The organism is Streptococcus gordonii (genome assembly GCF_001553855.1).
GTDB lineage: Bacteria > Bacillota > Bacilli > Lactobacillales > Streptococcaceae > Streptococcus > Streptococcus gordonii.
In genome coordinates this window covers 591,750-611,244 of record NZ_LQWV01000012.1, presented here as the reverse complement: position 1 = coordinate 611,244, position 19,495 = coordinate 591,750, and the positions used below count along the sequence as shown (strand labels likewise).

The window sequence follows — 19,495 nt, the reverse complement described above, 5'->3', positions numbered from 1 at the left end:
TCATCCTTTCTGCTCTTCAAGTTTTCGTTTGACTCTTTGTCCAAAATATTGATATAAATCAACCTTCAAGGTTCCATTATAGAGTTTTCTCTTTTTATCTGCCGGACTTCCATATTTGCTTTCAAAAGCTTCATCGCTAGTCAAAATAAATTTACTCCATGTTTCTAATGGTGCAAAAGTTTGTCCCATTTCCTGGTAGAGCTTTGTAACAGCCGTATCATCCAAAAGCCGTTCTCCATAAGGAGGATTTGAGATAATCACACCATTGATTTTATTAGTGTGCAAGTCTTGCAACCTCATTTGCTTAAAGCAAATACAGTCTGCCACCCCAGCTTCCTCAGCATTCTTCTTAGCAATGTCAATCATGCGTGCATCCAAATCTGATCCAGCAATATCCAATTGAATATCCTGCTTAATTTGCATACGAGCATCAGCTTTTGCTTTCTGAATTTGTGCTCGATCTATCCAAGTCCATTCTTCAAAAGCAAAAGAACGATAAAGACCAGGAGCAATATTCTTACCAATCAAAGCAGCTTCTATACAAAAAGTTCCAGAGCCACATGTCGGATCAACTAAAGGTTTATCAGGATACCAATTGGATAAGAGAAGAATGGCAGCTGCCATATTTTCCTTAATTGGTGCTCCACCCTTATCGGTCCTATAACCACGCTTAAACAAGCTAGTCCCCGTCGTATCAATCATGACTGTCGCCAAATCTTTTAAAATAGAAACTTCAATCTTAAATTCAGGTCCATTTTCCATAAGGGGAACCCCTTCAGGACGCGCATAGTGTTTCTGCAACTTCTTCACAACGGCTTTCTTAGAAATCGCCTGAACGCTAGGTTCATTGTGAAGTTTGGACTTGACACATTTCGCTTTCGAAATAGGGAATTTTGCACCTAAGGGTAAGTAGTTTTCCCAATCAAGTGCGAAGACTCCTTGAAAAAGCTCTTCAAAAGTCTTGGCAGGAAAAGTCCCAACAATGATTTTGATCCGATCTGCCGACCGTAACCAAAGATTGGTTTGAATAATAGTTTGGACATCTCCTTCGAAACGAACTCGACCATTTTTAACCTGACAATCGATTCCAAGATTTCTAATTTCACGACCAACTACTGCTTCTAGACCTGCTGCAGCTGTCGCTATTAAGTCAAATGTTTTTTTCATTATTTCCTCAAAACAAAGGGGAAGCGTCTATCTATATACTGAGATAGCCGACTTGAGATTTACTTAGATCAGGAAAAGTTGCTATCCCTAACTTTTTAAAGTATATTTCACTATAATTAGAGGCTAAGAACCAAGCCCTAGCCTCTACCTATATGCAATTTTCTATAAGCCATGTTTTGTTCCAGAAATGACTAGGTACCATTTCCTTCGATAATCATCTGTCTACTGTTTCCAGTCAGAATGCAATGTTCGTTTCCACGCATTCCATGCCCCGACCAAAGTTTGGGTTGCTAGCTTGAGGGGTTTACCGCGTTCCACTTTTTGTGTTTCCACAAAAACTACGTCACTGTGGCACTTTCAGGCCTACTCCAGCATATCAAGAGACTTAGCTGTTTCATCCGCCGTAACGGAATAATCCGTCCCTAGGCTTATTGTTTCGCCTAGCACAAACACTACCGGCATCACAGCCAGTGCTAGCATGGACTTTCCTCATAAAAAATAACTTTTCATGCGATTATCCAAAAATTGCACGTCTTATAATTACAATTGATTTAATTCGCTCGCTTGGATTTGTTTACCGAACACTTCTTTTTCCAAACGGCTTAGTCTTTTCAAGATATCAAAATTGGTAATTGTCGTTTGAGTTGTGTCTCCAAATGACTGATGAACCTGAGAAGCAGTTGAATTTGGAGCTTCCTGAATTCGTTTAGAAAGTTCTTGTTTTAAACGGCTATTTTCTTCACGCAATTCCTTCACTAAAGCTGAATAAGTTTCGTAGTCTTTGATCACATCATCTAAAAACTCATCCACTTCTTGCTTACTATATCCACGTACTGCTGTTTTAAAATCTTGATCAAAAATATCTTTAGGTGTAAAAATAATACTAGCCATTTCTCTCTCCAATCTGGTTTATTATTATCATTATATACGAAAAGGAAGAGAAAAATCAAGGTATAAACTTTAAATTTCAGAAAAATTTTCCGCCATCTCATTTAAGTCATCAAATGTTAATTTTTTGATATGATATTGTTCATTTTCCTTCATCATTCGGTAAAGATACTTGAGCTTTGTCTCATTTTCTTCATCGTAAAATAGATAAGCGCCATCTGTGCTCTCTAACAAAAATTGATTATAGGTCCGAAACTGACTTGGATTTTCATAGCTTGGATAAGCATATTTGATAAAATCAACATTTTTAAAGTTAGCCAATTTTTCTTGGTTAACCTCATTCCAATTTTCACCTTGGTTTTCAAAAATAAAAATCGTCGCCAATTGAAAATTATATTCTTTCTGTAATTCCTTAGCAACTTCCAGAACCCAGACCTCAAAGCCCAAGTTTCCCGTAAAAACCAGCCATTTCATGCCATTTTCTAAGAGATAAATCAAATCCCTACGAATAGCTGCTTTGATAATTTTCAAGCGTTGATCCTTGTCTCCAAAGATTCCTAAATCAAAGGCTTTATAGCCTACAACAAGTACACTGACCATTTTTTATCCTTTTACAATGTTTTATGGTATAATAGAGTGATGTTATTGTACCAATAAGGAGTTTTATGGTCAACTATCCGCATAAGCTTACATCTAAAAATAACATAAAAAAAGTGAAAAAAGAGACTGTCGATTTCGCTAATCGGGGAATGACTTTTGAAAAAATGATTAACGACACCAATGACTATTACCTTAGCCGTGGATTAGCTGTTATTCATAAAAAGCCTACACCCGTGCAAATTGTCAAAGTTGATTATCCTAAGCGAAGCCGTGCCAAGATTGTCGAGGCCTACTTTCGCCAAGCATCTACTACGGACTACTCGGGAGTTTACCGTGGGCATTACATTGATTTTGAAGCCAAGGAAACGCGGCAAAAGCAATCTATGCCTATGAAAAATTTTCATGCACACCAGATTGAACATATGGATCAAGTGCTCAATCAAGGCGGGATTTGCTTTGTCTTACTTCACTTTTCTAGTCTGAAGGAAACCTACCTCCTTCCTGCTCCCTACTTAATTGAGTTTTACAAGATTGATAAGGGTGGGAAATCCATGCCCCTGGATTATATTCAGAAACATGGTTATCTCATTGAACAAAACATCCTTCCCAGCATACCTTATCTTGATATTATCTCAAAAAATTTACTAGGTGGTCACTCTAATGAATAAACAAACCTTAATGACAGCCCTAAAATGGGTTGCAAGCGGCCTTATCTCACTCTTTCTTTTGGGACTTCTGCTAGGAAGTTGTCTCTTCTTCTACTATGTGAGCAAGGCCCCTGAATTATCAGAAAGCAAGCTCGTTGCTACTACTTCCAGCAAAATTTATGATAGTCAAAATAACCTTATCGCAGATTTGGGTTCTGAAAAACGCGTAAATGTTACCACAGATCAGATTCCGACGGATCTGGTCAATGCTATTGTTGCTATTGAAGACCATCGTTTCTTCAATCACCGTGGGGTTGATTCCATTCGGATCATCGGCTCTATCTTTAATAATATTCTTAAGAGGTCGAATGGGCTTCAGGGTGGTTCTACCTTGACCCAACAGTTAATCAAACTGACATATTTTTCTACCTCTAAAGCAGACCAGACGGTCTCACGTAAAGCTCAGGAAGCTTGGTTGGCTTTCCAACTAGAAAGAACAGCTACAAAGCAACAAATTCTGACCTATTATGTCAATAAGGTTTACATGTCTAATGGGAACTATGGGATGCAGACAGCAGCACAAAGTTTTTATGGTAAGGACTTAAAAGACCTAAGCTTGCCTCAATTAGCCTTGCTTGCCGGAATGCCCCAAGCTCCAAACCAATATGATCCATACTCTCAACCAGAAGCAGCACTTCAACGTCGTAACTTGGTTTTATCTGAGATGTACCAACTGAAATACATCACTGCTGAACAGTATGAACAAGCTATCAATACTCCTGTTACTGACGGTTTGCAAAGCTTGAAGAGCTCTGCGTCTTATCCAGCTTATATGGATAACTATTTAAAACAAGTTATCGAGCAGGTCGAAAAAGAAACAGGCTATAACTTGCTGACTACTGGTATGGAAGTCTACACCAATGTCAATACTGACGCTCAAAAGCAACTGTGGGAGATCTATAACTCCGATACCTATGTTAACTACCCAGACGATGAACTTCAAGTTGCTTCCACGGTTATGGATGTAACAAATGGTAAAGTTATTGCCCAACTTGGAGCTCGTAAACAGTCTACTAATGTTTCATTTGGTACGAACCAAGCCGTTGAGACCAATAGGGACTGGGGTTCAACTATGAAACCTATCACAGACTATGCACCAGCCATCGAAGATGGGGTCTATAGTGCAACATCTGCAACTATTGCAGATGCTCCTTATAATTTCCCCGGCTCTAGCACCCCTGTCTACAACTGGGATATGCGCTATTATGGTAATATAACCATGCAATATGCCATCCAAGAATCACGGAACGTTCCAGCAGTTAAAACTTTGGAAGCTGTTGGCCTCAAACAATCCCTTAAATTCTTGAACAAGATTGGCATCAACTATCCAGAAATGCACTATTCAAATGCTATTTCAAGTAATACCAACAAATCTGGAAACGAATATGGCGCAAGTAGTGAGAAGATGGCTGCGGCCTATGCAGCTTTTGCTAATGGTGGAACCTACTACAAACCTCAATATGTCAACAGAATTGTCTTTAGCGATGGTACGGAAAAAATCTTCTCTAATGAAGGTTCAAGAGCCATGAAAGAAACAACGGCCTACATGATGACAGATATGATGAAGACTGTTCTGACATCCGGAACAGGTACAAATGCAGCAATTTCTGGTGTCTATCAAGCTGGGAAAACTGGTACTTCTAACTATGCAGACGATGAATTAACCAAACTTACAAAGCCTTATTATGGCTCTAGTATTGTAACTCCAGATGAGCTCTTCGTCGGTTACACTCCTCAGTATTCGATGGCGGTATGGACTGGTTATTCAAACCGCTTCACACCAGTTCTTGATGATGGGGTCAAGGTTGCAACTGATGTCTATCGATCTATGATGACTTACTTGAATGCCAATGGAAACGAAGATTGGGAGCAACCAAATGGGGTTTATCGAGTTGGCTACTATCTATACCTAAACGGATCTAATCCATATCGATACTATATCCAACCTTCCTCAACTTCAGAAGAATCATCTTCTTCTGAGGAAGAGTCTTCTTCAAGTAGTTCGGAATCTTCTACTACTTCCGAATCTAGTTCATCCTCTACTTCCAACCCACAAGAAAGCAAACCACAAATTAATAACGGTCAGCGCTAATGTTTGGAAGATCAACATAAAAACTCTATCTTCTCATATGAGAGAAGATAGAGTTTTTTTATTTAGAAAAGGCCTTATATAGCTATAAAGACCTTGTCCGTAAATATTCTTTTATAGGGCTAAGGCTCCCATTGGATCCCACGGAGCCAAGACAATAGGCTCTGCTTCATAAGCAGCTAATTCCGCTTCAGTCAGAAATTCTTTGCGCACTACGATTTGGTAAGTGTATTCATCCATCCAAGCATCACTGGCTACAAAGTATCCTTTGTCCCCAACTTTTTCGCCCCAGGAGTTTTCCACCTTCCATTTCTTGGCTTTTCCATTTTCATCCAAGTCTACCCCTGTCAAAACCATTGCATGGGTCATTAGACTTTCGCTATAGTCCAAACGTCCTGCCTTGTCTTGAGTCAACTGGATATCCATACTAGAAGTGAAGTCATACATGCCGTTAGCCATAATACCCGCTTTTCGATTGCTAGACTGTCCAACATCAGAACCAAACCACACGGTTTCGCCAGCTTGCATTTGGGCGATAGCCAGCTCTTTTAGCCTGTCCATTTCAACATTCAAATAACGAACCGGCTTGCTACCAACGACATTACCCAGCATCTCAACTGTATAGGACTGACCATAAGGCTTGTCTGCAGTCGGCGCATTGATGATAGAGACATAGTCATCTAGCTTGAGATCAACATATTTTTTGAAGAAAGCTTGTGGTGTCAATCCGTTCTCACTATGGAAATGATTATCTTTATCCCGATAAGAGAAGTCGAATTGGCGAGGTGGTAAACCTAAATTCATAGCTAGGAAGTTAAAGACTTCTTGGAGGAGCTCTTCTTTCTTAGCCTGAAGTTCTGCCAAGTCTGCTCCTTCTACCACCAATTCTCGCAAAATCTTTGCATCCTGACGCAAGAGCTTATTGAGAATCTGATTGAGCTCGCGACTATTGCTAGACGAGATTGACTCTGGATAGACTGACTTGGGTACGACACCATATTTTTCAAAAAGAGAAACAACCATATCCCATTGACCGCCATCCTGCTGAGGCGTATCTAAGAGAAACTTAACCTTGCGACTAGTCAATTCTTGGTCAGCGGTTGCCAGCACCTGCTCTAAGAACCAGTTGGATTTTTCATATTTATCCCAAAAGAAAGTGTGGGCCTGAGATAGCTCAAAATCTTCCAATTGGAAACCAGCAATCATTTTGTGGCGGAAGGTATTAAGAGCTGCAAACATCCAACAGCGTCCAGAAGCTTTTTGGTCGCTAACCTTGTCCTTAGTGAGGTCCAGTGAAAAGACTGGCGTGTTTTCCACAGCACTGCTTCGCTTCTCCAAGGATGTCAAGAGACCATTGTGACTGATGGCATTTTCCATTGCTGCAAACTTAGGATTAGCTTCATAAACAGCATACAACTTATCTGTAAAATCTTGTTCTATCGACTTCATAGAATCCTCCTTGTCATTATACATCTATTATAGAACTTTAAAAAAGGAGTGCAAGTAAAAAGGCTAGACAAGAGAGTCCTAGCCTTTTTCTAAATCAGATCTTAGGATTCCATAAACGGAAAAATCTTTGACTTGTCCTTTATGAAATACAGCTTGACGGAAAGTACCTTCGTAGCTCATACCAGCTTTTGACATAACACGTCCCGAAGCTGGATTGGCTGTTACAAATTTTGCTGAGACACGATTGAAACCTGCACCTTGCAAGAGATAAATTAAAACAGCTTTCAAAGCTTCTGTCATCAGCCCCTGTCCCCAGTAGTCTTTACTTAAAATATAACCGACCTCGCAAGCATTAACTGCCTCATCCATGTCCACCACACTGATGTCCCCAATTACAGAATCAGGATTTTCTTTCAGGCAGATAGCCCACTTGTAAAAATCCATATTTTGATAATTCTCAACCCAGCAAGCAATAGACTGTTTGGTGACTTCAGGGCTCTCATGAGCATCACAGGTCACATGCAGCAGATTATCCGGACGACAAGCCCAGTTGTCATACATAGCTTGAGCATCTGATTCCAGAAAAGGTCTTAGCAAAAGACGTTTGGTTTCAATAGACTGTGTACCTATCTTTTTCATAGTTTTCTCGTTTCTTGGCTCGGACTAAAAAGATTCGATAGAGATTTTCACTTCCAAAATTCGTCAAAAATCGTAATCGGCAAATGCCGTTTGTGCTGTCCTTTATGCCACCAAGATTCGATAGTTTCTTGGGCTTGGGCTGAAACGGACTTGCCTTCGAGATAATCGTCAATTTCATTGTAAGTCACTCCCAGAGCGACTTCATCCGCAATCCCAGGTTTTTCCTCTTCCAAATCAGCCGTCGGTACCTTTTCATAGAGAGCCGGATCAGCTCCTAAAGCGGCCAAAAGCTGCTTACCTTGTCGTTTATTGAGGCGGTAAAGTGGTAAGATATCTGCTCCGCCATCCCCAAACTTGGTGAAAAAGGCGGTGACATTTTCTGCTGCGTGATCGGTCCCAATAACAGCCCCACTGTATGAACCAGCCAAAGCATACTGGGCAATCATACGGCTGCGGGCCTTGATATTACCCTTGTTAAAATCAGAGACTTTGGCACCCGTTGCCTCTACAGCCCTTGTCATGGCATCAGCGGATTCCTTGATATTGACTGTCAGACTGACATCAGGCTGGATAAAAGCCAGAGCCTTTTGCGCATCATCTTCATCTGCCTGAACACCGTAAGGCAAACGAACTGCGATAAAGCGATAGCTATCATCTCTAGTTTCAGCCCGCATTTCCTCTACAGCCAGCTGAGCCAAGCGACCAGACAAGGTTGAATCCTGACCACCAGAAATTCCCAAAACATAACTTTTCAAAAAAGGGTGCTTTCTCAGATAGGCCTTGAGAAAGTCCACCGACTTGCGGATTTCTTCCTCCGGGTCAATGATTGGTTTGACACCCAGTTGAGCGATGATTTCTTCTTGTAGACTCATTTTTCTGCTCCTGTCTGGTAGGCTTTCTTGCGCATCTGGTCAATCAAATCCATCTTATCTTGCCAAATATCTCGAGCCAGGTCAACTGGATAATCCTGTGGATTAAGAACCCGCTTGTACTCGTCCCAAAGTTTATCAAATTCCTTACGGGCATAGGCTTGAATTTCAGTCAGGCTCCGCTTTTCATAAACAAGATTTCCCTCTTGGAAAATATCCACCAAAAGCGGTACTGCATCAAAATCCTTAACCGTCTTATTAATGTATGTGTAGGTAGGATGGAACATTTCTAACTCTTCCAAGCCATTGACATCAATGCCGTCATAGGTAATGTAATCTCCCTCAGACTTCCCTTTTTCGCGACTGGTAATGCGCCAAACTTGCTTCTTACCTGGGGTAGAAACTTTTTCGGCATTATTGGACAGCTTGATAGTATTGCGCAATTCTCCAGTCTCATCTTCAATAGCAACAATCTTATAAACCGCCCCTAAAGCCGGCTGGTCGTAGGCTGTAATAAGCTTGGTTCCCACGCCCCAGACATCTATCTTAGCCTTTTGCATTTTCAAGTTGAGAATGGTATTTTCATCCAGATCATTGGACGCATAAATCTTAGCATCAGGGAAGCCAGCTTCATCTAATTGCTGCCGAACTTTCTTAGAAATATAAGCAAGGTCTCCCGAATCAATGCGGACGCCCAGAAACTTAATCTTGTCTCCTAGCTCACGCGCCACCCGAATAGCTGCCGGAACACCCAAACGCAATGTATCGTAGGTATCTACTAGGAAAACACAGTTATGATGAGTCTCAGCGTAGGCTTTAAAGGCATCATAATCATTGCCATAGACTTGAACGAGGGCATGAGCATGCGTTCCTAAGACAGGAATATCAAAGAGCTTGCCAGCCCGGACATTGCTGGTACCGTTAGCTCCGCCAATCACCGCAGCCCTTGTCCCCCAAATAGCAGCGTCCATTTCCTGAGCCCGTCGAGTACCGAACTCCATCAGAGGTTCATCTTCGATAACAGAGCGAATACGGGCTGCCTTGGTAGCAATCAGCGTCTGAAAATTAACGATATTGAGCAATGCAGTCTCAACAAGTTGACACTGAGCTAGAGGGCCTTCCACCTGCACGATTGGCTCATTAGCAAAAACCAAGTCACCTTCCTGAGCTGACCGAACACTCAGGCTCATCTTTAAATCCCGCAAGTAATCTAAGAAGTCTCCATGATAACCCAAGGACTCAAGATAGTCTAAATCACTCTGGCTGAACGTCAGATTATTGAGATAGGAAATAATTCTTTCTAAGCCCGCAAAGACAGCGTAGCCGTTATTAAAAGGATTCTTACGGAAAAAAACTTCAAAGACTGCACGTTTGTTATGTATATTCTGATTGAAATAAACCTGCATCATATTGATTTGATACAAGTCTGTATGTAAGGTTAAACTATCATCTGGAAACATATTTTCTCCTTTATAAACTGCATGGATTTTACTTATTATATCATAAATTTACAATTAAGAGGTGATAGGGAAATAGTCCGGCAATTAGAAAATTGAAATTATTCTTTCTCCAATTTAGCTAATAGCTATTTAATTTCTAATAAACCACTCCACAATTATGCCTCAAAAGCTTCAACAAATCCAAAAAACCTTGTTAGTCATAAACTAACAAGGTTTTCGGTTTTATTCATGTTCAGTGATATATTTATAAGCTTCTTGACCCGCAATCGCTCCATCACCTACTGCTGTCGTAATCTGGCGTAAGTCTTTTTGACGGACATCTCCGATTGCGTAGATACCAGCTACTGAGGTTTTCATATGGTCATCTGTCACAATCCAACCTGATTCATCTCTTATACCCAAATCTGCTACAAACTCACTAACTGGATCCAAACCAACATAAATGAAGATACCACCAAAATCTGCTTGGCTAGTTTCACCAGTCTTGATATTTTTAAAGGTTACTCCAGTCACCTTACGATCGTCACCATGAATAGCTTCTACGACTGAATCCCAGACAAAACTAATTTTTTCATTAGCAAAGGCACGATCTTGCAAAACTTTTTGTGCGCGTAATTGATCACGACGGTGAACAATGGTCACACTTTTAGCAAACTGGGTCAAGAAAATGGCTTCCTCAACTGCTGAGTCGCCTCCTCCGACAACTAGTAAGTCTTCATCGCGAAAAAAAGCTCCATCACAAACTGCACAGTAAGAAACACCCCGACTATTAAATTCAGCCTCACCCGGTACATTGAGCTGACGGTGAAAGGCTCCTGTCGCAATAATAACAGTCTTACTTTCATAAACCTCGTCTTCTGTGATAACTTTTTTAGAATCACCCTGATCTTCAATCCTTTGAACATGACCAAAGACATGCTCTACTCCGAGATTTTCCAATGGCTCAAACATTTTTTCAGCCAATTCCGGACCGCTAATTAGGGCATAGCCAGGATAATTTTCAACATCTGCTGTATTATTCATTTGCCCGCCTGGAATACCAGCTTCCAACAAGGCAACTTTGAGGTTACTTCTTGCAGCATAAAGTGCCGCTGTCATTCCTGCAGGACCTGCTCCAATAATAATTGTATCGTACATGACTCCACCTTCTTTTGTTGTAATAATAATTATTCTAACGCCAATAAAAAACTTTTGCAAGCATTATGCTTTCAGCACTAAGAGAATGCCCATAACCGCAAAAGATAAAATAGGGATAGTCATAATATCAATCAAAAGTACATCAAACAAATGCGCCTGTCGTGCCTTTGCTGTCTTATCCTTGCGACTAGCCATTCTGGCTAAAATTAAAATCCCTGACAAACCGCCGATTAGGGCTGTTGTCAAAAGAAGACTCTCTATATAGAGAGAAAAAATTTGCTTTAACATTTAATCTCCTATGTTTTGGTCTATTTATGTCCAATAAGTCATGCTTATTTTGCTCAAAACAAACTCAGCTGGTAAAACCAACCGAGTTATCTTTTCTCCATTATATCAAATATAGGTTCGTTTGTAACTAGCAAAAAACTCTTTCGTCCGTTCTTCTTTCGGATTATTCATAATCTCATCAGGCTTACCACCTTCAATAATATGCCCCTTATCTAAAAAGAGAACTTTGTCAGCAACCTGTGAAACAAAGGACATATCATGACTAACCAAAATCATTGTTTGACCAGATCTTGCAGCATCAGCAATGGATCTTTCTACTTCGCCGACAAGCTCAGGATCCAGAGCAGATGTAGGTTCATCAAGCAGGAGAACATCAGGTTTCATGGCTAGAGCCCTTGCCAAAGCTACCCGCTGTTTTTGACCACCTGATAAATGACGGGGGTAATGGTTTTCTCGATCTGATAAACCTACCTTGGCCAATTCTTCTTTAGCTATTTTAGTAGCTTCTTCATCTGAAAGTTTCTTGACAACGAGCAGGCCTTCTTTTACATTTTCCAGAGCAGTCCGTCTCTCAAATAGATTAAACTGCTGGAAAACCATGGCTAATTTTCTACGAAGTGTTAAGATTTCCTCCTGAGTAATTTGGGAAAAATCAACTCTAAAATCATCAATCTCAATGATACCGCTATCTGGAGTTTCCAAGTAATTCAAACTGCGAAGAAAGGTGGATTTACCAGCCCCAGATGAACCAATCAGGGCAATAACTTCTCCTTTTTGGATATCCAAACTAAGATTATCCAATACCGCTTGACCAGAGAAAGATTTACTGAGGTTAAAAATATGAATCATTAAAGGATATCTCCTTTCGCTTGAATTGCTGAATCAATTGCTGCTGGCGTTTGGATGGCCATTTTTCTTTCGATAAAGCGGCCAAATTGCTCAATCATAATATTGACAACCCAATAGACTAGAGCGACTGAAATGAAGCGCTCAAAATAACGGTAATCTGAACCACCTAAAATCTGGGCTTGAGCAAATACTTCTACCACTCCGGCACTAAAGGCTAGTGAAGTTCCTTTAGTCAAACCAATTAAGGAGTTGATCAGGGTTGGTGTAGCTACAACTGCTGCATTAGGAATAATCACACGACGGTATACTTGGGTATTGGTCATTCCCAGACTTCTAGCTGCTTCAATTTCTCCTTCACTAACAGAGAGGATTGCTGCCCGGATAGTTTCGCTAGCATATGCTGCCTCATTAAAGGCGAAAGCAACAACAGCAAAGACTGAGGCTGGGATTGCATTGATATTAAAAGCAGTTCCAAAACGTTGATTAAAAACCTTTAGAGCTATAGGAATCCCATAATAGGTAAGCATCAGTTGGACTAAGATAGGTGTTCCCCTTAAAAAGCTGACAAACAAAGCCTGAATAGGGTACAGAACTTTGACACGGTTGATTTTGACAATAGCAAACAGAAGAGCCAAAACCAAACCCAAAAGGGCGCCGCCCAGTGTTAAAAATAAAGTTGTTGGTAATTTTTCAATAATTCTTGGCAGGGCATCAAAAACAGATCTTAAACTAAAATTTTGGCCATCCGGAATGGACTTCATTAATTCCTGATACCAGTTAGAAGCCACTATAACTAAACTTGCGTTCATTATTCAATCCTTTCATCATTCTCATATAAGAAGGTCTATGCTCTTTTACTCGGTTTACTGTATCTGAATAACACAAGAAAAAAGATAGACCAGTATACTCTAGTCTATCACACCATTTTTATATCGAACAGTATAAATTATTTATCAAGGGTATAAGAAAATTTTATGACTAGAAGCTTTGGCGCTTGGCCTTGCGTTCTGCACGACCTCGAGCACGATTTTCAGCCCTCTTGGTCTTACGACGTTTTTCATTGACAGCCCACTGAATTTTTTTCTTATAGCCAGGTTTGATTTTCTTCTTTTTCTTTTTAACCAAACCAATCATTTCTGTATCAAGCTTCTCATAAGACTTTTCGCGGTTGGCTCGGCGATCTCGATCATAAGTGTCCTGAAATTCACCGTTCTTTATCATCTTAGGAATGAACTTGATACCCAGTTTCTCTAATTCACAAATATCAGAGTCATCACTTGGCTGATAAAGCGTAATAGCCGTACCAGGAAGTCCATTGCGTCCTGTTCTTCCCACTCGATGGACAAAGAAAGACAGGTCCTGCGGAATAGCATCATTGATGACATGACTGACCCCCTCAATATCAATCCCCCTTGCTGCTAGGTCAGTCGCAACAATATATTCAAAATCAAGATTTTTCACTTGATTCATAATCCGCTTGCGCTCACGAGGTGCAATATCACCGTGAATCTTAGCCACTTTCAAGCCTTGAGCAAGTAAGTAACTATGTAACTCATCTGCTCTTGTCTTGGTATTGACAAAAATCATAGCCAAATAAGGCTGTAAGATTCTGCTGATTTCATAAATCTGAGCATTTTTATCACGCCCCTTTGTTGAGACCAGCCAATTTTCGATTGTATCAGAAATAACCGTTTTAGTCTTGATTTGCTCCATGACCGGATTGGACAGATATTTCTTCAAGAAAGGCTGTAGCTTCTGCGGAATAGTCGCTGAGAATACCAAAAACTGCAAATCTTTTGGCAGACTTGAGGCGATTTTATCCACTGTTTCCAAGAAGCCCATATCTAGTGTCATATCCGCTTCATCCACAACAAAGGTCTTAGCCTTATGAATGGCTAAATCTCCTGACTTGACCAAATCATAGATTCGTCCAGGTGTCCCGATAACAATATGAGGTTGGCTAAATTCAAGTTTATCTATTTGACGGGTCTTATCAGTCCCTCCTACATAGTTAGCAACACGAATTTCTTTATCAGAAAAAGAAGCAATCTGTCTAGTTGCTTGATAGATCTGGGTGGCTAACTCGCGGCTTGGTGCTGTAATCACAACTTGTACGTGATCCTCATCTTCATTCAGCTTTTGAAAAATCGGTAGCAGAAAAGTATGGGTCTTCCCAGAACCTGTCTTTGATTCACCGACCAGGTCGCGCCCAGACAAAACAACTGGAATCAACTTCTCCTGTACCTCTGTTGCTTCAACAAACTTTAGATCCTCTAAAGCCTCCTGAATATAATTTTTAAAAGTAAATTCTGTAAATTTCATTTTTTCCTCTTATCCTTATTCGTCCTATCTATTATAACAGAAATTATGGATTTATAGCCATTTATATGAAAAGAAGGAGAACAATCGTTCTCCTTTTTCTTACAAATACAAAATTGCTAGAGTAATCAAACTTGCAACAAGGCCTATTCCCCAGAAGAGAAAATCCACCTTCCATTCACTCCAAGCCTTACCACGGCCAGAAAAACCACCAAGTTCAAAATGATGGTGAACTGGAGTCATTCGGAAAATCCTCTTACCACCTGTCATCTTAAAGTAAGTAACTTGAAGCATGACTGAAGCTGTTTCAAATACGTAGACAATCCCAATCAAAAGAAGGGTCCATTCTTGATGGAGGGCAATAGAGAGAGCCGCCAGCATACCTCCTAGAGCCAGACTACCTACATCTCCCATAAAGATCTTAGCAGGTTTATGGTTAAATCCGAAGAAGCCAAGCAGGCCACCAATCATACTAAAGATCACGATTAGAAGATCAAAACGTTTTTGTTCTAACGCAATAACCGCATAAGCCCCCAAACTGATCACGACGGAAATACTTGCAAGACCGTCAATTCCATCAGTTAGGTTGACTGCATTGGAAAAACCAACCAACCAAAAGAGAACAAAGAAAATATAAAGAAAACCTAATTCCAGTGGGAAACCGAAAACGTTCAGCATATCCCCTCCGCCGTGGCGTTCAAAAAAGAGATAAAAAACCACACCGCCAACCAGCTGCAAGAATAGTTTTTGCTTAGGATTCAGTCCCTCGTTGATTCGGCGGAAAACTTTTAAGAAATCATCTAAAAAGCCAACTAAACCGTACAAGAACAGAATAAACAAAATCGTTGTAACGTTGCTAGAAAGATTTCCTGAAAATAATGCAATGACAAAACTCGCCACAATCGAAGCCAAGAGGAAAACAGTTCCTCCCATAGTGGGTGTTCCAGCTTTGGCCTGGTGTTGTTTGACATCTTCGTGCATTTGTTGCCCAGAAATGCGGGCTTTTTGATAAAAACGAATAAAGGCAGGGATTCCAATAATTGTTAAAATCAAAGTAGTAATTCCTGCAATTATAGCTGTAAGCATCTTACTCTCCTAGTGTTATTGTTATTTCTTTGAGGTTCTTGATAGAGGTATTGGCTTTTACACTCTGTCCAACAACCTTCGAACCTTCACCTTTGTAGGTAACCTTTATATCTAACCATTTGGCAACGGTTGATGCGTTCTCTTTGGTCCAACCGTACATGTCTGGCATGTCATCCAGCTCATCTGTTAGAAGAAGGACTTGCTGGTTAGAAGCAACATTCTTACCTGCTTCAACAGATAATTTAGTAATGCTACTTCCTGTACCAAGGATAATCGGCTGAACCAAATTACGACGTAGCTCTTCAGCATAAGAACCCGGCGACTTATCCTTGCCTTTTTCTTTTGTTTTAGGCATGGTGTACTTGGTTTCGGTAATGATATTATCCAAAACAGGAGTCGGAGTAGTTAGGCTTAGCGTATCCTTCATGGCAACCGCTTCCTGTAAGATAGGGTTGACAATCTCTTTCCATAAATCTGGATAAAGCTTTTCTTCAGGCTGTTTTACTGTCACATACATGATGAAATCTGGGTCTTCGGCAGATGTCATGGCTACTACAGAATAGATATATTCACCATCTAAGTAGCCTCCACCATCTTTAGCTTCTGCCGCAATCTGGGCCGTACCAGACTTGACCGCTACATCTTGACCTGGAACCTGAATGACCGGCACTCCATTTGTCTGTAAGGTACCAAAATTTGGATCTGTCCCAACAGTGATCATATACTTACGAGTCTCTTGAGCTGCTGTCTTCGAAACGGGGTTTCCAACAATTTCTCTCGAGCTTTTTCTAGCACTATTAGTCGCTGAATCATAAATTGCACTGATAAATTTAGGTTCCAACATGACACCGTCGTTAGCAATTGCAGTAAAACCACGTAGCATTTGAACTTGCGTTACGTTAATCCCTTGACCAAAGGAACTCATTGCAGTTGTAACGACGTTTTTATCCGGAAGATTGCCGACGTCTTCACCCATCATACCAAACCGCGTACGAACACCAAACTTGAATTTATCTAAATAATCACGCCACTTATCATCTCCCATCTTTTTCTCCAGACGGGCCATACCGATATTACTTGAATAGGCAAATCCTTGAGCATAAGTCAAGGTCTGACCAGTTGAGAGCCCCATATTGACTCCCCAGTCTTTGATGGTTGTATCCTCGATTTGAAACTCGTCATTAAAGTAGGTTTCATTGGCAGGGAAAGTATGATTATCGATAGCACTAGCCAAGGTAAATACTTTCATAGTCGATCCTGGCTCATAAGGGCTTTGATAAAGCAAGGTTGACCAATTGAAGTCTTTAGACAGACCTTCCTTGGTATCTGCATTAAAACTTGGGCGCTGAGTTGTTGCCAAAATCTCACCTGTCTTGGCACTAACCAGTGTTGCAGACACAAATTTCCCTTTAACCTTTTCCTGGAAGATATCCATTCTTGTCTCTAGATAGCTTTGCAGATGGCTAGAAATAGTCGTATAGACATCTTTACCATTTTCTGTTGCCACAGAAACTTGGTCTGAACCAGGCACAATATTTCCGTTTTTATCGCGCTCATAGGTCACCAAACCATCCCGTCCAGCCAAGATTTTATCCAAGGAATATTCTAAACCTGTTGAACCACGTAGGCTCTTAGATCCATCCTCATTTTCTACCAATTGGGCAATACCGACAAACTGAGAAGCAAAGGTTTCATTTGGATAGCTTCGACTAGGACTAGTATCAAAACTGATTCCTTTAACGCCGGCATCTTCCATGGACTTCTTAATATCTGTCATCGTTGCGTAAGGAATATTATTTCCTTTAGCACCAAAATAGACCTGAGTCAATTTTTCCTGTGATAGTTGGCTCTTGGCATAATCAGTCTCAATGTCTAACTTATCGTGTAGAATTTGAGCAACAGTCTCATACTGAGAGGGCTCTACATAGAGAATCTCACCTGTAGCTGATTTATACTTTTTATCAATAATGGCATAGAGATTATAAGTCGTTGAATCTTCTGCAATGGCATTGCCGTTACGATCATAAATCGTTCCCCGCTTGGCCTGTACTGTTTTTTTAATCTGGTAAACTTTTTTAGCCTCCGCCACCAGGTCTACTCCAAATTTTCGACCAGACCCAATCAAGATAGCAAAGTTAATCAAAAAAACAAAGAAAAGAAAAACAGTCAGGATACTCAGATTTTTCCCCACTTGTTTTCGATTCATATTAGCTGTTTTTCGATTTTTTAAAGCATACCTTAAAATCTTATTCTTCATGCTTTATTCCGCCGTTTTTACGATTGCATTTTGCAAGGTCATTTCCTGAGAGCTGGCCAGGCCAGACAGTCTTTCCTTACGAGTTAAATCATTAATCTCTTGCTTGGCGTTATTAATTTCAACCTGCTTAGTGCTGACTTGGACATTTAAGTCCGTCAAATCATGCTGAACTTGCAAGAGTTTTGTTTGCATAAAGACAACACTAACGGCAATAATAATCGCTGTCAAGATAATCGAAGCATAAAATGCTTTCTCGATACGAGTGAACTTTTTAATCCGTGATTGGAGCTGCTGTCCTCTCGTTTCTTGGCTGTTATTTGGCATTTATTCCCTCACTTGTGTACTTTTTTCGCCACGCGCAATTTAGCTGAATGTGCTCGATTATTCATCTCAAGCTCTTCTGCACTCGGCAAAATCGGCTTTCGACTGATCAATTCCAGTTTAGGTTTCAAGTCATCTGGAATAAAAGGCAAGCCCTTTGGCACGTCTACTGTCGAAGCCTCTTTAAAAAGTTGCTTGGTCAAGCGATCTTCCAAAGAATGAAAGGTGATGACTGAAATCCGACCATCTACCGCCAATAAATCAATTGCTTGCTGAATAGACTCATCAGCTGCTCCTAGCTCATCATTGACCTCAATCCGAATGGCTTGAAAAATCTGCTTGGCTGGATGCCCTTTTTTCTTTAATTCCTTGGCTGGCTTGGCAGATTTGATAATCTCTGCAAGCTCTGTCGTCGTTTCAATCGGCTTGATCTGCCTAGCTTGCTCAATTTTACGAGCAATTTGCTTTGAAAATTTATCTTCACCGTATTTAAAGAAAATACGCACTAAATCATGATAATCATAGTCATTAACTACTTGATAAGCGCTAAAATCCGCATGACGATTCATACGCATATCCAATGGTGCATCTTGTTTATAAGAAAAACCACGTTCTCGCTCATCTAATTGGGGACTTGAAACCCCTAAATCATAACAAATGCCATCAATCTCATCTACACCAAGTTTTTCTAACTGTAGTTTGAGATGGCGGAAATTATCCTGCACAAAAGTAACCATGCCTTTTTCGATGTATGGTGCTAAACGTTTTTTGGCATGTTCGATAGCTGTCGCATCTTGATCAAAAGCATAGAGATGGCCCTTGGGACTTAACTTACTTAGTAAATATTCACTATGGCCTGCCCCACCTAAGGTCGCATCAACATACACCCCATCAGGTTTAACATCTAAATAATCAATAGTTTCATGAAGAAGAACGGTTACATGATGAAATTCATTTGTCATATCTTATCTATTATACCATAATCAAAAGCAAAAAAAATTTTAAAGAAAAAGTAGGACCAGGAAAAATAATCCTAAGTTTTTGTCGTATATACTTGACACAATCTTCAAAAAGGATTATACTATTTTAAAAGTCAAATATACACGACATTTGACTGGTGAAAAAAAATAGAAAGGAAGGGTGTAATGAATCGTGTCAAAGAATTTAGAAAAGAAAAAAAGATGTCTCAGCTAGAGTTGGCCAAGTCTATCGGGGTATCACGGCAAACTATCAATATGATTGAAAACAACAAATACAATCCAACCTTAGAACTCTGCATCAATCTAGCTAAAACGCTAGATACTGACCTCAACGCCCTCTTTTGGGATCCCCAGCTGACAGATGAAGATTCAGAAGACTAAGAATTTTTC

General features: G+C 40.3%; 19 protein-coding genes and 1 other RNA gene. 3 read left to right on the top strand and 17 right to left on the bottom strand.

Going from position 1 to position 19,495, the window contains the following annotated elements; genetic code table 11:
- The 4 genes from AWH02_RS05870 to AWH02_RS05855 all read right to left on the bottom strand — a co-directional run bounded on the left by AWH02_RS05870 (nucleotide 1) and on the right by AWH02_RS05855 (nucleotide 2,655).
- Nucleotides 1-1,167: a THUMP domain-containing class I SAM-dependent RNA methyltransferase gene (locus tag AWH02_RS05870; RefSeq protein ID WP_060552939.1), complete on the bottom strand. Its 1,167-nt coding sequence runs from the start codon at nucleotides 1,165-1,167 to the stop codon at nucleotides 1-3.
- 160 nt (nucleotides 1,168-1,327) lie between these two features.
- Nucleotides 1,328-1,693, bottom strand: an RNA gene (gene rnpB / locus AWH02_RS05865) — RNase P RNA component class B.
- 14 nt (nucleotides 1,694-1,707) lie between these two features.
- A complete protein-coding gene (gpsB, locus tag AWH02_RS05860; protein ID WP_008808583.1) occupies nucleotides 1,708-2,058 on the bottom strand; it encodes a cell division regulator GpsB in 351 nt (116 codons plus the stop codon).
- Between the two features lie 69 nt (nucleotides 2,059-2,127).
- The gene (locus tag AWH02_RS05855; RefSeq protein ID WP_060552940.1) at nucleotides 2,128-2,655 is read right to left on the bottom strand and encodes an SLOG family protein; all 528 of its coding nucleotides are present in this window, start codon (nucleotides 2,653-2,655) and stop codon (nucleotides 2,128-2,130) included.
- Nucleotides 2,656-2,720: 65 nt separating this feature from the next.
- Here AWH02_RS05855 and recU point away from each other — a divergent pair, with 65 nt between their 5' ends.
- A complete protein-coding gene (gene recU / locus AWH02_RS05850) occupies nucleotides 2,721-3,323 on the top strand; it encodes a Holliday junction resolvase RecU (RefSeq protein ID WP_045505953.1) in 603 nt (200 codons plus the stop codon).
- Nucleotides 3,316-5,454 carry a penicillin-binding protein PBP1A gene (gene pbp1a / locus AWH02_RS05845; RefSeq protein WP_060552941.1) on the top strand — a complete coding sequence of 713 codons (2,139 nt, stop codon included), beginning with the start codon at nucleotides 3,316-3,318 and terminating at the stop codon, nucleotides 5,452-5,454. Before recU ends, pbp1a begins: the two co-directional genes overlap by 8 nt.
- A gap of 111 nt (nucleotides 5,455-5,565) precedes the next feature.
- On the opposite strand, the gene pepC is transcribed toward pbp1a, so the two are convergent.
- The 13 genes from pepC to rsmH all read right to left on the bottom strand — a co-directional run bounded on the left by pepC (nucleotide 5,566) and on the right by rsmH (nucleotide 19,087).
- Complete coding sequence (pepC, locus tag AWH02_RS05840; protein WP_060552942.1) at nucleotides 5,566-6,900, bottom strand: aminopeptidase C; 1,335 nt, start codon at nucleotides 6,898-6,900, stop codon at nucleotides 5,566-5,568.
- Between the two features lie 78 nt (nucleotides 6,901-6,978).
- Entirely contained in the window at nucleotides 6,979-7,539 is a 561-nt protein-coding gene (locus tag AWH02_RS05835; RefSeq protein ID WP_060552943.1) for a GNAT family N-acetyltransferase, read from the bottom strand.
- 47 nt (nucleotides 7,540-7,586) lie between these two features.
- Complete coding sequence (nadE, locus tag AWH02_RS05830; protein ID WP_060552944.1) at nucleotides 7,587-8,411, bottom strand: ammonia-dependent NAD(+) synthetase; 825 nt, start codon at nucleotides 8,409-8,411, stop codon at nucleotides 7,587-7,589.
- On the bottom strand, nucleotides 8,408-9,868 hold the full coding sequence (locus AWH02_RS05825; RefSeq protein WP_060552945.1) for a nicotinate phosphoribosyltransferase: 1,461 nt from the start codon (nucleotides 9,866-9,868) through the stop codon (nucleotides 8,408-8,410). The genes nadE and AWH02_RS05825 overlap by 4 nt, the downstream gene beginning before the upstream one ends.
- Before the next feature lie 222 nt (nucleotides 9,869-10,090).
- Nucleotides 10,091-11,005 carry a thioredoxin-disulfide reductase gene (gene trxB / locus AWH02_RS05820; RefSeq protein WP_060552946.1) on the bottom strand — a complete coding sequence of 305 codons (915 nt, stop codon included), beginning with the start codon at nucleotides 11,003-11,005 and terminating at the stop codon, nucleotides 10,091-10,093.
- 63 nt (nucleotides 11,006-11,068) lie between these two features.
- Nucleotides 11,069-11,293, bottom strand: a complete 225-nt coding sequence (locus AWH02_RS05815; RefSeq protein ID WP_045772959.1) for a DUF4059 family protein — start codon at nucleotides 11,291-11,293, stop codon at nucleotides 11,069-11,071.
- 105 nt (nucleotides 11,294-11,398) lie between these two features.
- Nucleotides 11,399-12,142, bottom strand: a complete 744-nt coding sequence (locus tag AWH02_RS05810; RefSeq protein WP_008808573.1) for an amino acid ABC transporter ATP-binding protein — start codon at nucleotides 12,140-12,142, stop codon at nucleotides 11,399-11,401.
- Nucleotides 12,142-12,951 (bottom strand): amino acid ABC transporter permease, encoded by an 810-nt coding sequence (locus tag AWH02_RS05805; protein WP_060552947.1) that lies wholly within the window; start codon nucleotides 12,949-12,951, stop codon nucleotides 12,142-12,144. Before AWH02_RS05805 ends, AWH02_RS05810 begins: the two co-directional genes overlap by 1 nt.
- A 169-nt stretch (nucleotides 12,952-13,120) precedes the next feature.
- Nucleotides 13,121-14,464, bottom strand: a complete 1,344-nt coding sequence (locus tag AWH02_RS05800; protein WP_060552948.1) for a DEAD/DEAH box helicase — start codon at nucleotides 14,462-14,464, stop codon at nucleotides 13,121-13,123.
- Between the two features lie 99 nt (nucleotides 14,465-14,563).
- Nucleotides 14,564-15,547, bottom strand: coding sequence for a phospho-N-acetylmuramoyl-pentapeptide-transferase (mraY, locus tag AWH02_RS05795; RefSeq protein WP_053794077.1), 984 nt, complete (start codon nucleotides 15,545-15,547; stop codon nucleotides 14,564-14,566).
- 1 nt (nucleotide 15,548) lies between these two features.
- Nucleotides 15,549-17,804, bottom strand: coding sequence for a penicillin-binding protein PBP2X (pbp2x, locus tag AWH02_RS05790; RefSeq protein ID WP_060552949.1), 2,256 nt, complete (start codon nucleotides 17,802-17,804; stop codon nucleotides 15,549-15,551).
- A gap of 3 nt (nucleotides 17,805-17,807) precedes the next feature.
- On the bottom strand, nucleotides 17,808-18,128 hold the full coding sequence (gene ftsL / locus AWH02_RS05785) for a cell division protein FtsL (protein WP_012000070.1): 321 nt from the start codon (nucleotides 18,126-18,128) through the stop codon (nucleotides 17,808-17,810).
- A gap of 8 nt (nucleotides 18,129-18,136) precedes the next feature.
- Entirely contained in the window at nucleotides 18,137-19,087 is a 951-nt protein-coding gene (gene rsmH / locus AWH02_RS05780; RefSeq protein ID WP_060552950.1) for a 16S rRNA (cytosine(1402)-N(4))-methyltransferase RsmH, read from the bottom strand.
- A gap of 183 nt (nucleotides 19,088-19,270) precedes the next feature.
- Here rsmH and AWH02_RS05775 point away from each other — a divergent pair, with 183 nt between their 5' ends.
- Entirely contained in the window at nucleotides 19,271-19,486 is a 216-nt protein-coding gene (locus AWH02_RS05775) for a helix-turn-helix transcriptional regulator (protein ID WP_008808566.1), read from the top strand.
- Nucleotides 19,487-19,495: the final 9 nt, after the last annotated feature.

Bases quoted from the DNA above. Each gene is read 5' to 3' on its own strand.
- AWH02_RS05870 (WP_060552939.1), bottom strand. From the start codon at position 1,167: ATGAAAAAAACATTTGACTTAATAGCGACAGCTGCAGCAGGTCTAGAA.
- gpsB (WP_008808583.1), bottom strand. From the start codon at position 2,058: ATGGCTAGTATTATTTTTACACCTAAAGATATTTTTGATCAAGATTTT.
- AWH02_RS05855 (WP_060552940.1), bottom strand. From the start codon at position 2,655: ATGGTCAGTGTACTTGTTGTAGGCTATAAAGCCTTTGATTTAGGAATC.
- recU (WP_045505953.1), top strand. From the start codon at position 2,721: ATGGTCAACTATCCGCATAAGCTTACATCTAAAAATAACATAAAAAAA.
- pbp1a (WP_060552941.1), top strand. From the start codon at position 3,316: ATGAATAAACAAACCTTAATGACAGCCCTAAAATGGGTTGCAAGCGGC.
- pepC (WP_060552942.1), bottom strand. From the start codon at position 6,900: ATGAAGTCGATAGAACAAGATTTTACAGATAAGTTGTATGCTGTTTAT.
- AWH02_RS05835 (WP_060552943.1), bottom strand. From the start codon at position 7,539: ATGAAAAAGATAGGTACACAGTCTATTGAAACCAAACGTCTTTTGCTA.
- nadE (WP_060552944.1), bottom strand. From the start codon at position 8,411: ATGAGTCTACAAGAAGAAATCATCGCTCAACTGGGTGTCAAACCAATC.
- AWH02_RS05825 (WP_060552945.1), bottom strand. From the start codon at position 9,868: ATGTTTCCAGATGATAGTTTAACCTTACATACAGACTTGTATCAAATC.
- trxB (WP_060552946.1), bottom strand. From the start codon at position 11,005: ATGTACGATACAATTATTATTGGAGCAGGTCCTGCAGGAATGACAGCG.
- AWH02_RS05815 (WP_045772959.1), bottom strand. From the start codon at position 11,293: ATGTTAAAGCAAATTTTTTCTCTCTATATAGAGAGTCTTCTTTTGACA.
- AWH02_RS05810 (WP_008808573.1), bottom strand. From the start codon at position 12,142: ATGATTCATATTTTTAACCTCAGTAAATCTTTCTCTGGTCAAGCGGTA.
- AWH02_RS05805 (WP_060552947.1), bottom strand. From the start codon at position 12,951: ATGAACGCAAGTTTAGTTATAGTGGCTTCTAACTGGTATCAGGAATTA.
- AWH02_RS05800 (WP_060552948.1), bottom strand. From the start codon at position 14,464: ATGAAATTTACAGAATTTACTTTTAAAAATTATATTCAGGAGGCTTTA.
- mraY (WP_053794077.1), bottom strand. From the start codon at position 15,547: ATGCTTACAGCTATAATTGCAGGAATTACTACTTTGATTTTAACAATT.
- pbp2x (WP_060552949.1), bottom strand. From the start codon at position 17,804: ATGAAGAATAAGATTTTAAGGTATGCTTTAAAAAATCGAAAAACAGCT.
- ftsL (WP_012000070.1), bottom strand. From the start codon at position 18,128: ATGCCAAATAACAGCCAAGAAACGAGAGGACAGCAGCTCCAATCACGG.
- rsmH (WP_060552950.1), bottom strand. From the start codon at position 19,087: ATGACAAATGAATTTCATCATGTAACCGTTCTTCTTCATGAAACTATT.
- AWH02_RS05775 (WP_008808566.1), top strand. From the start codon at position 19,271: ATGAATCGTGTCAAAGAATTTAGAAAAGAAAAAAAGATGTCTCAGCTA.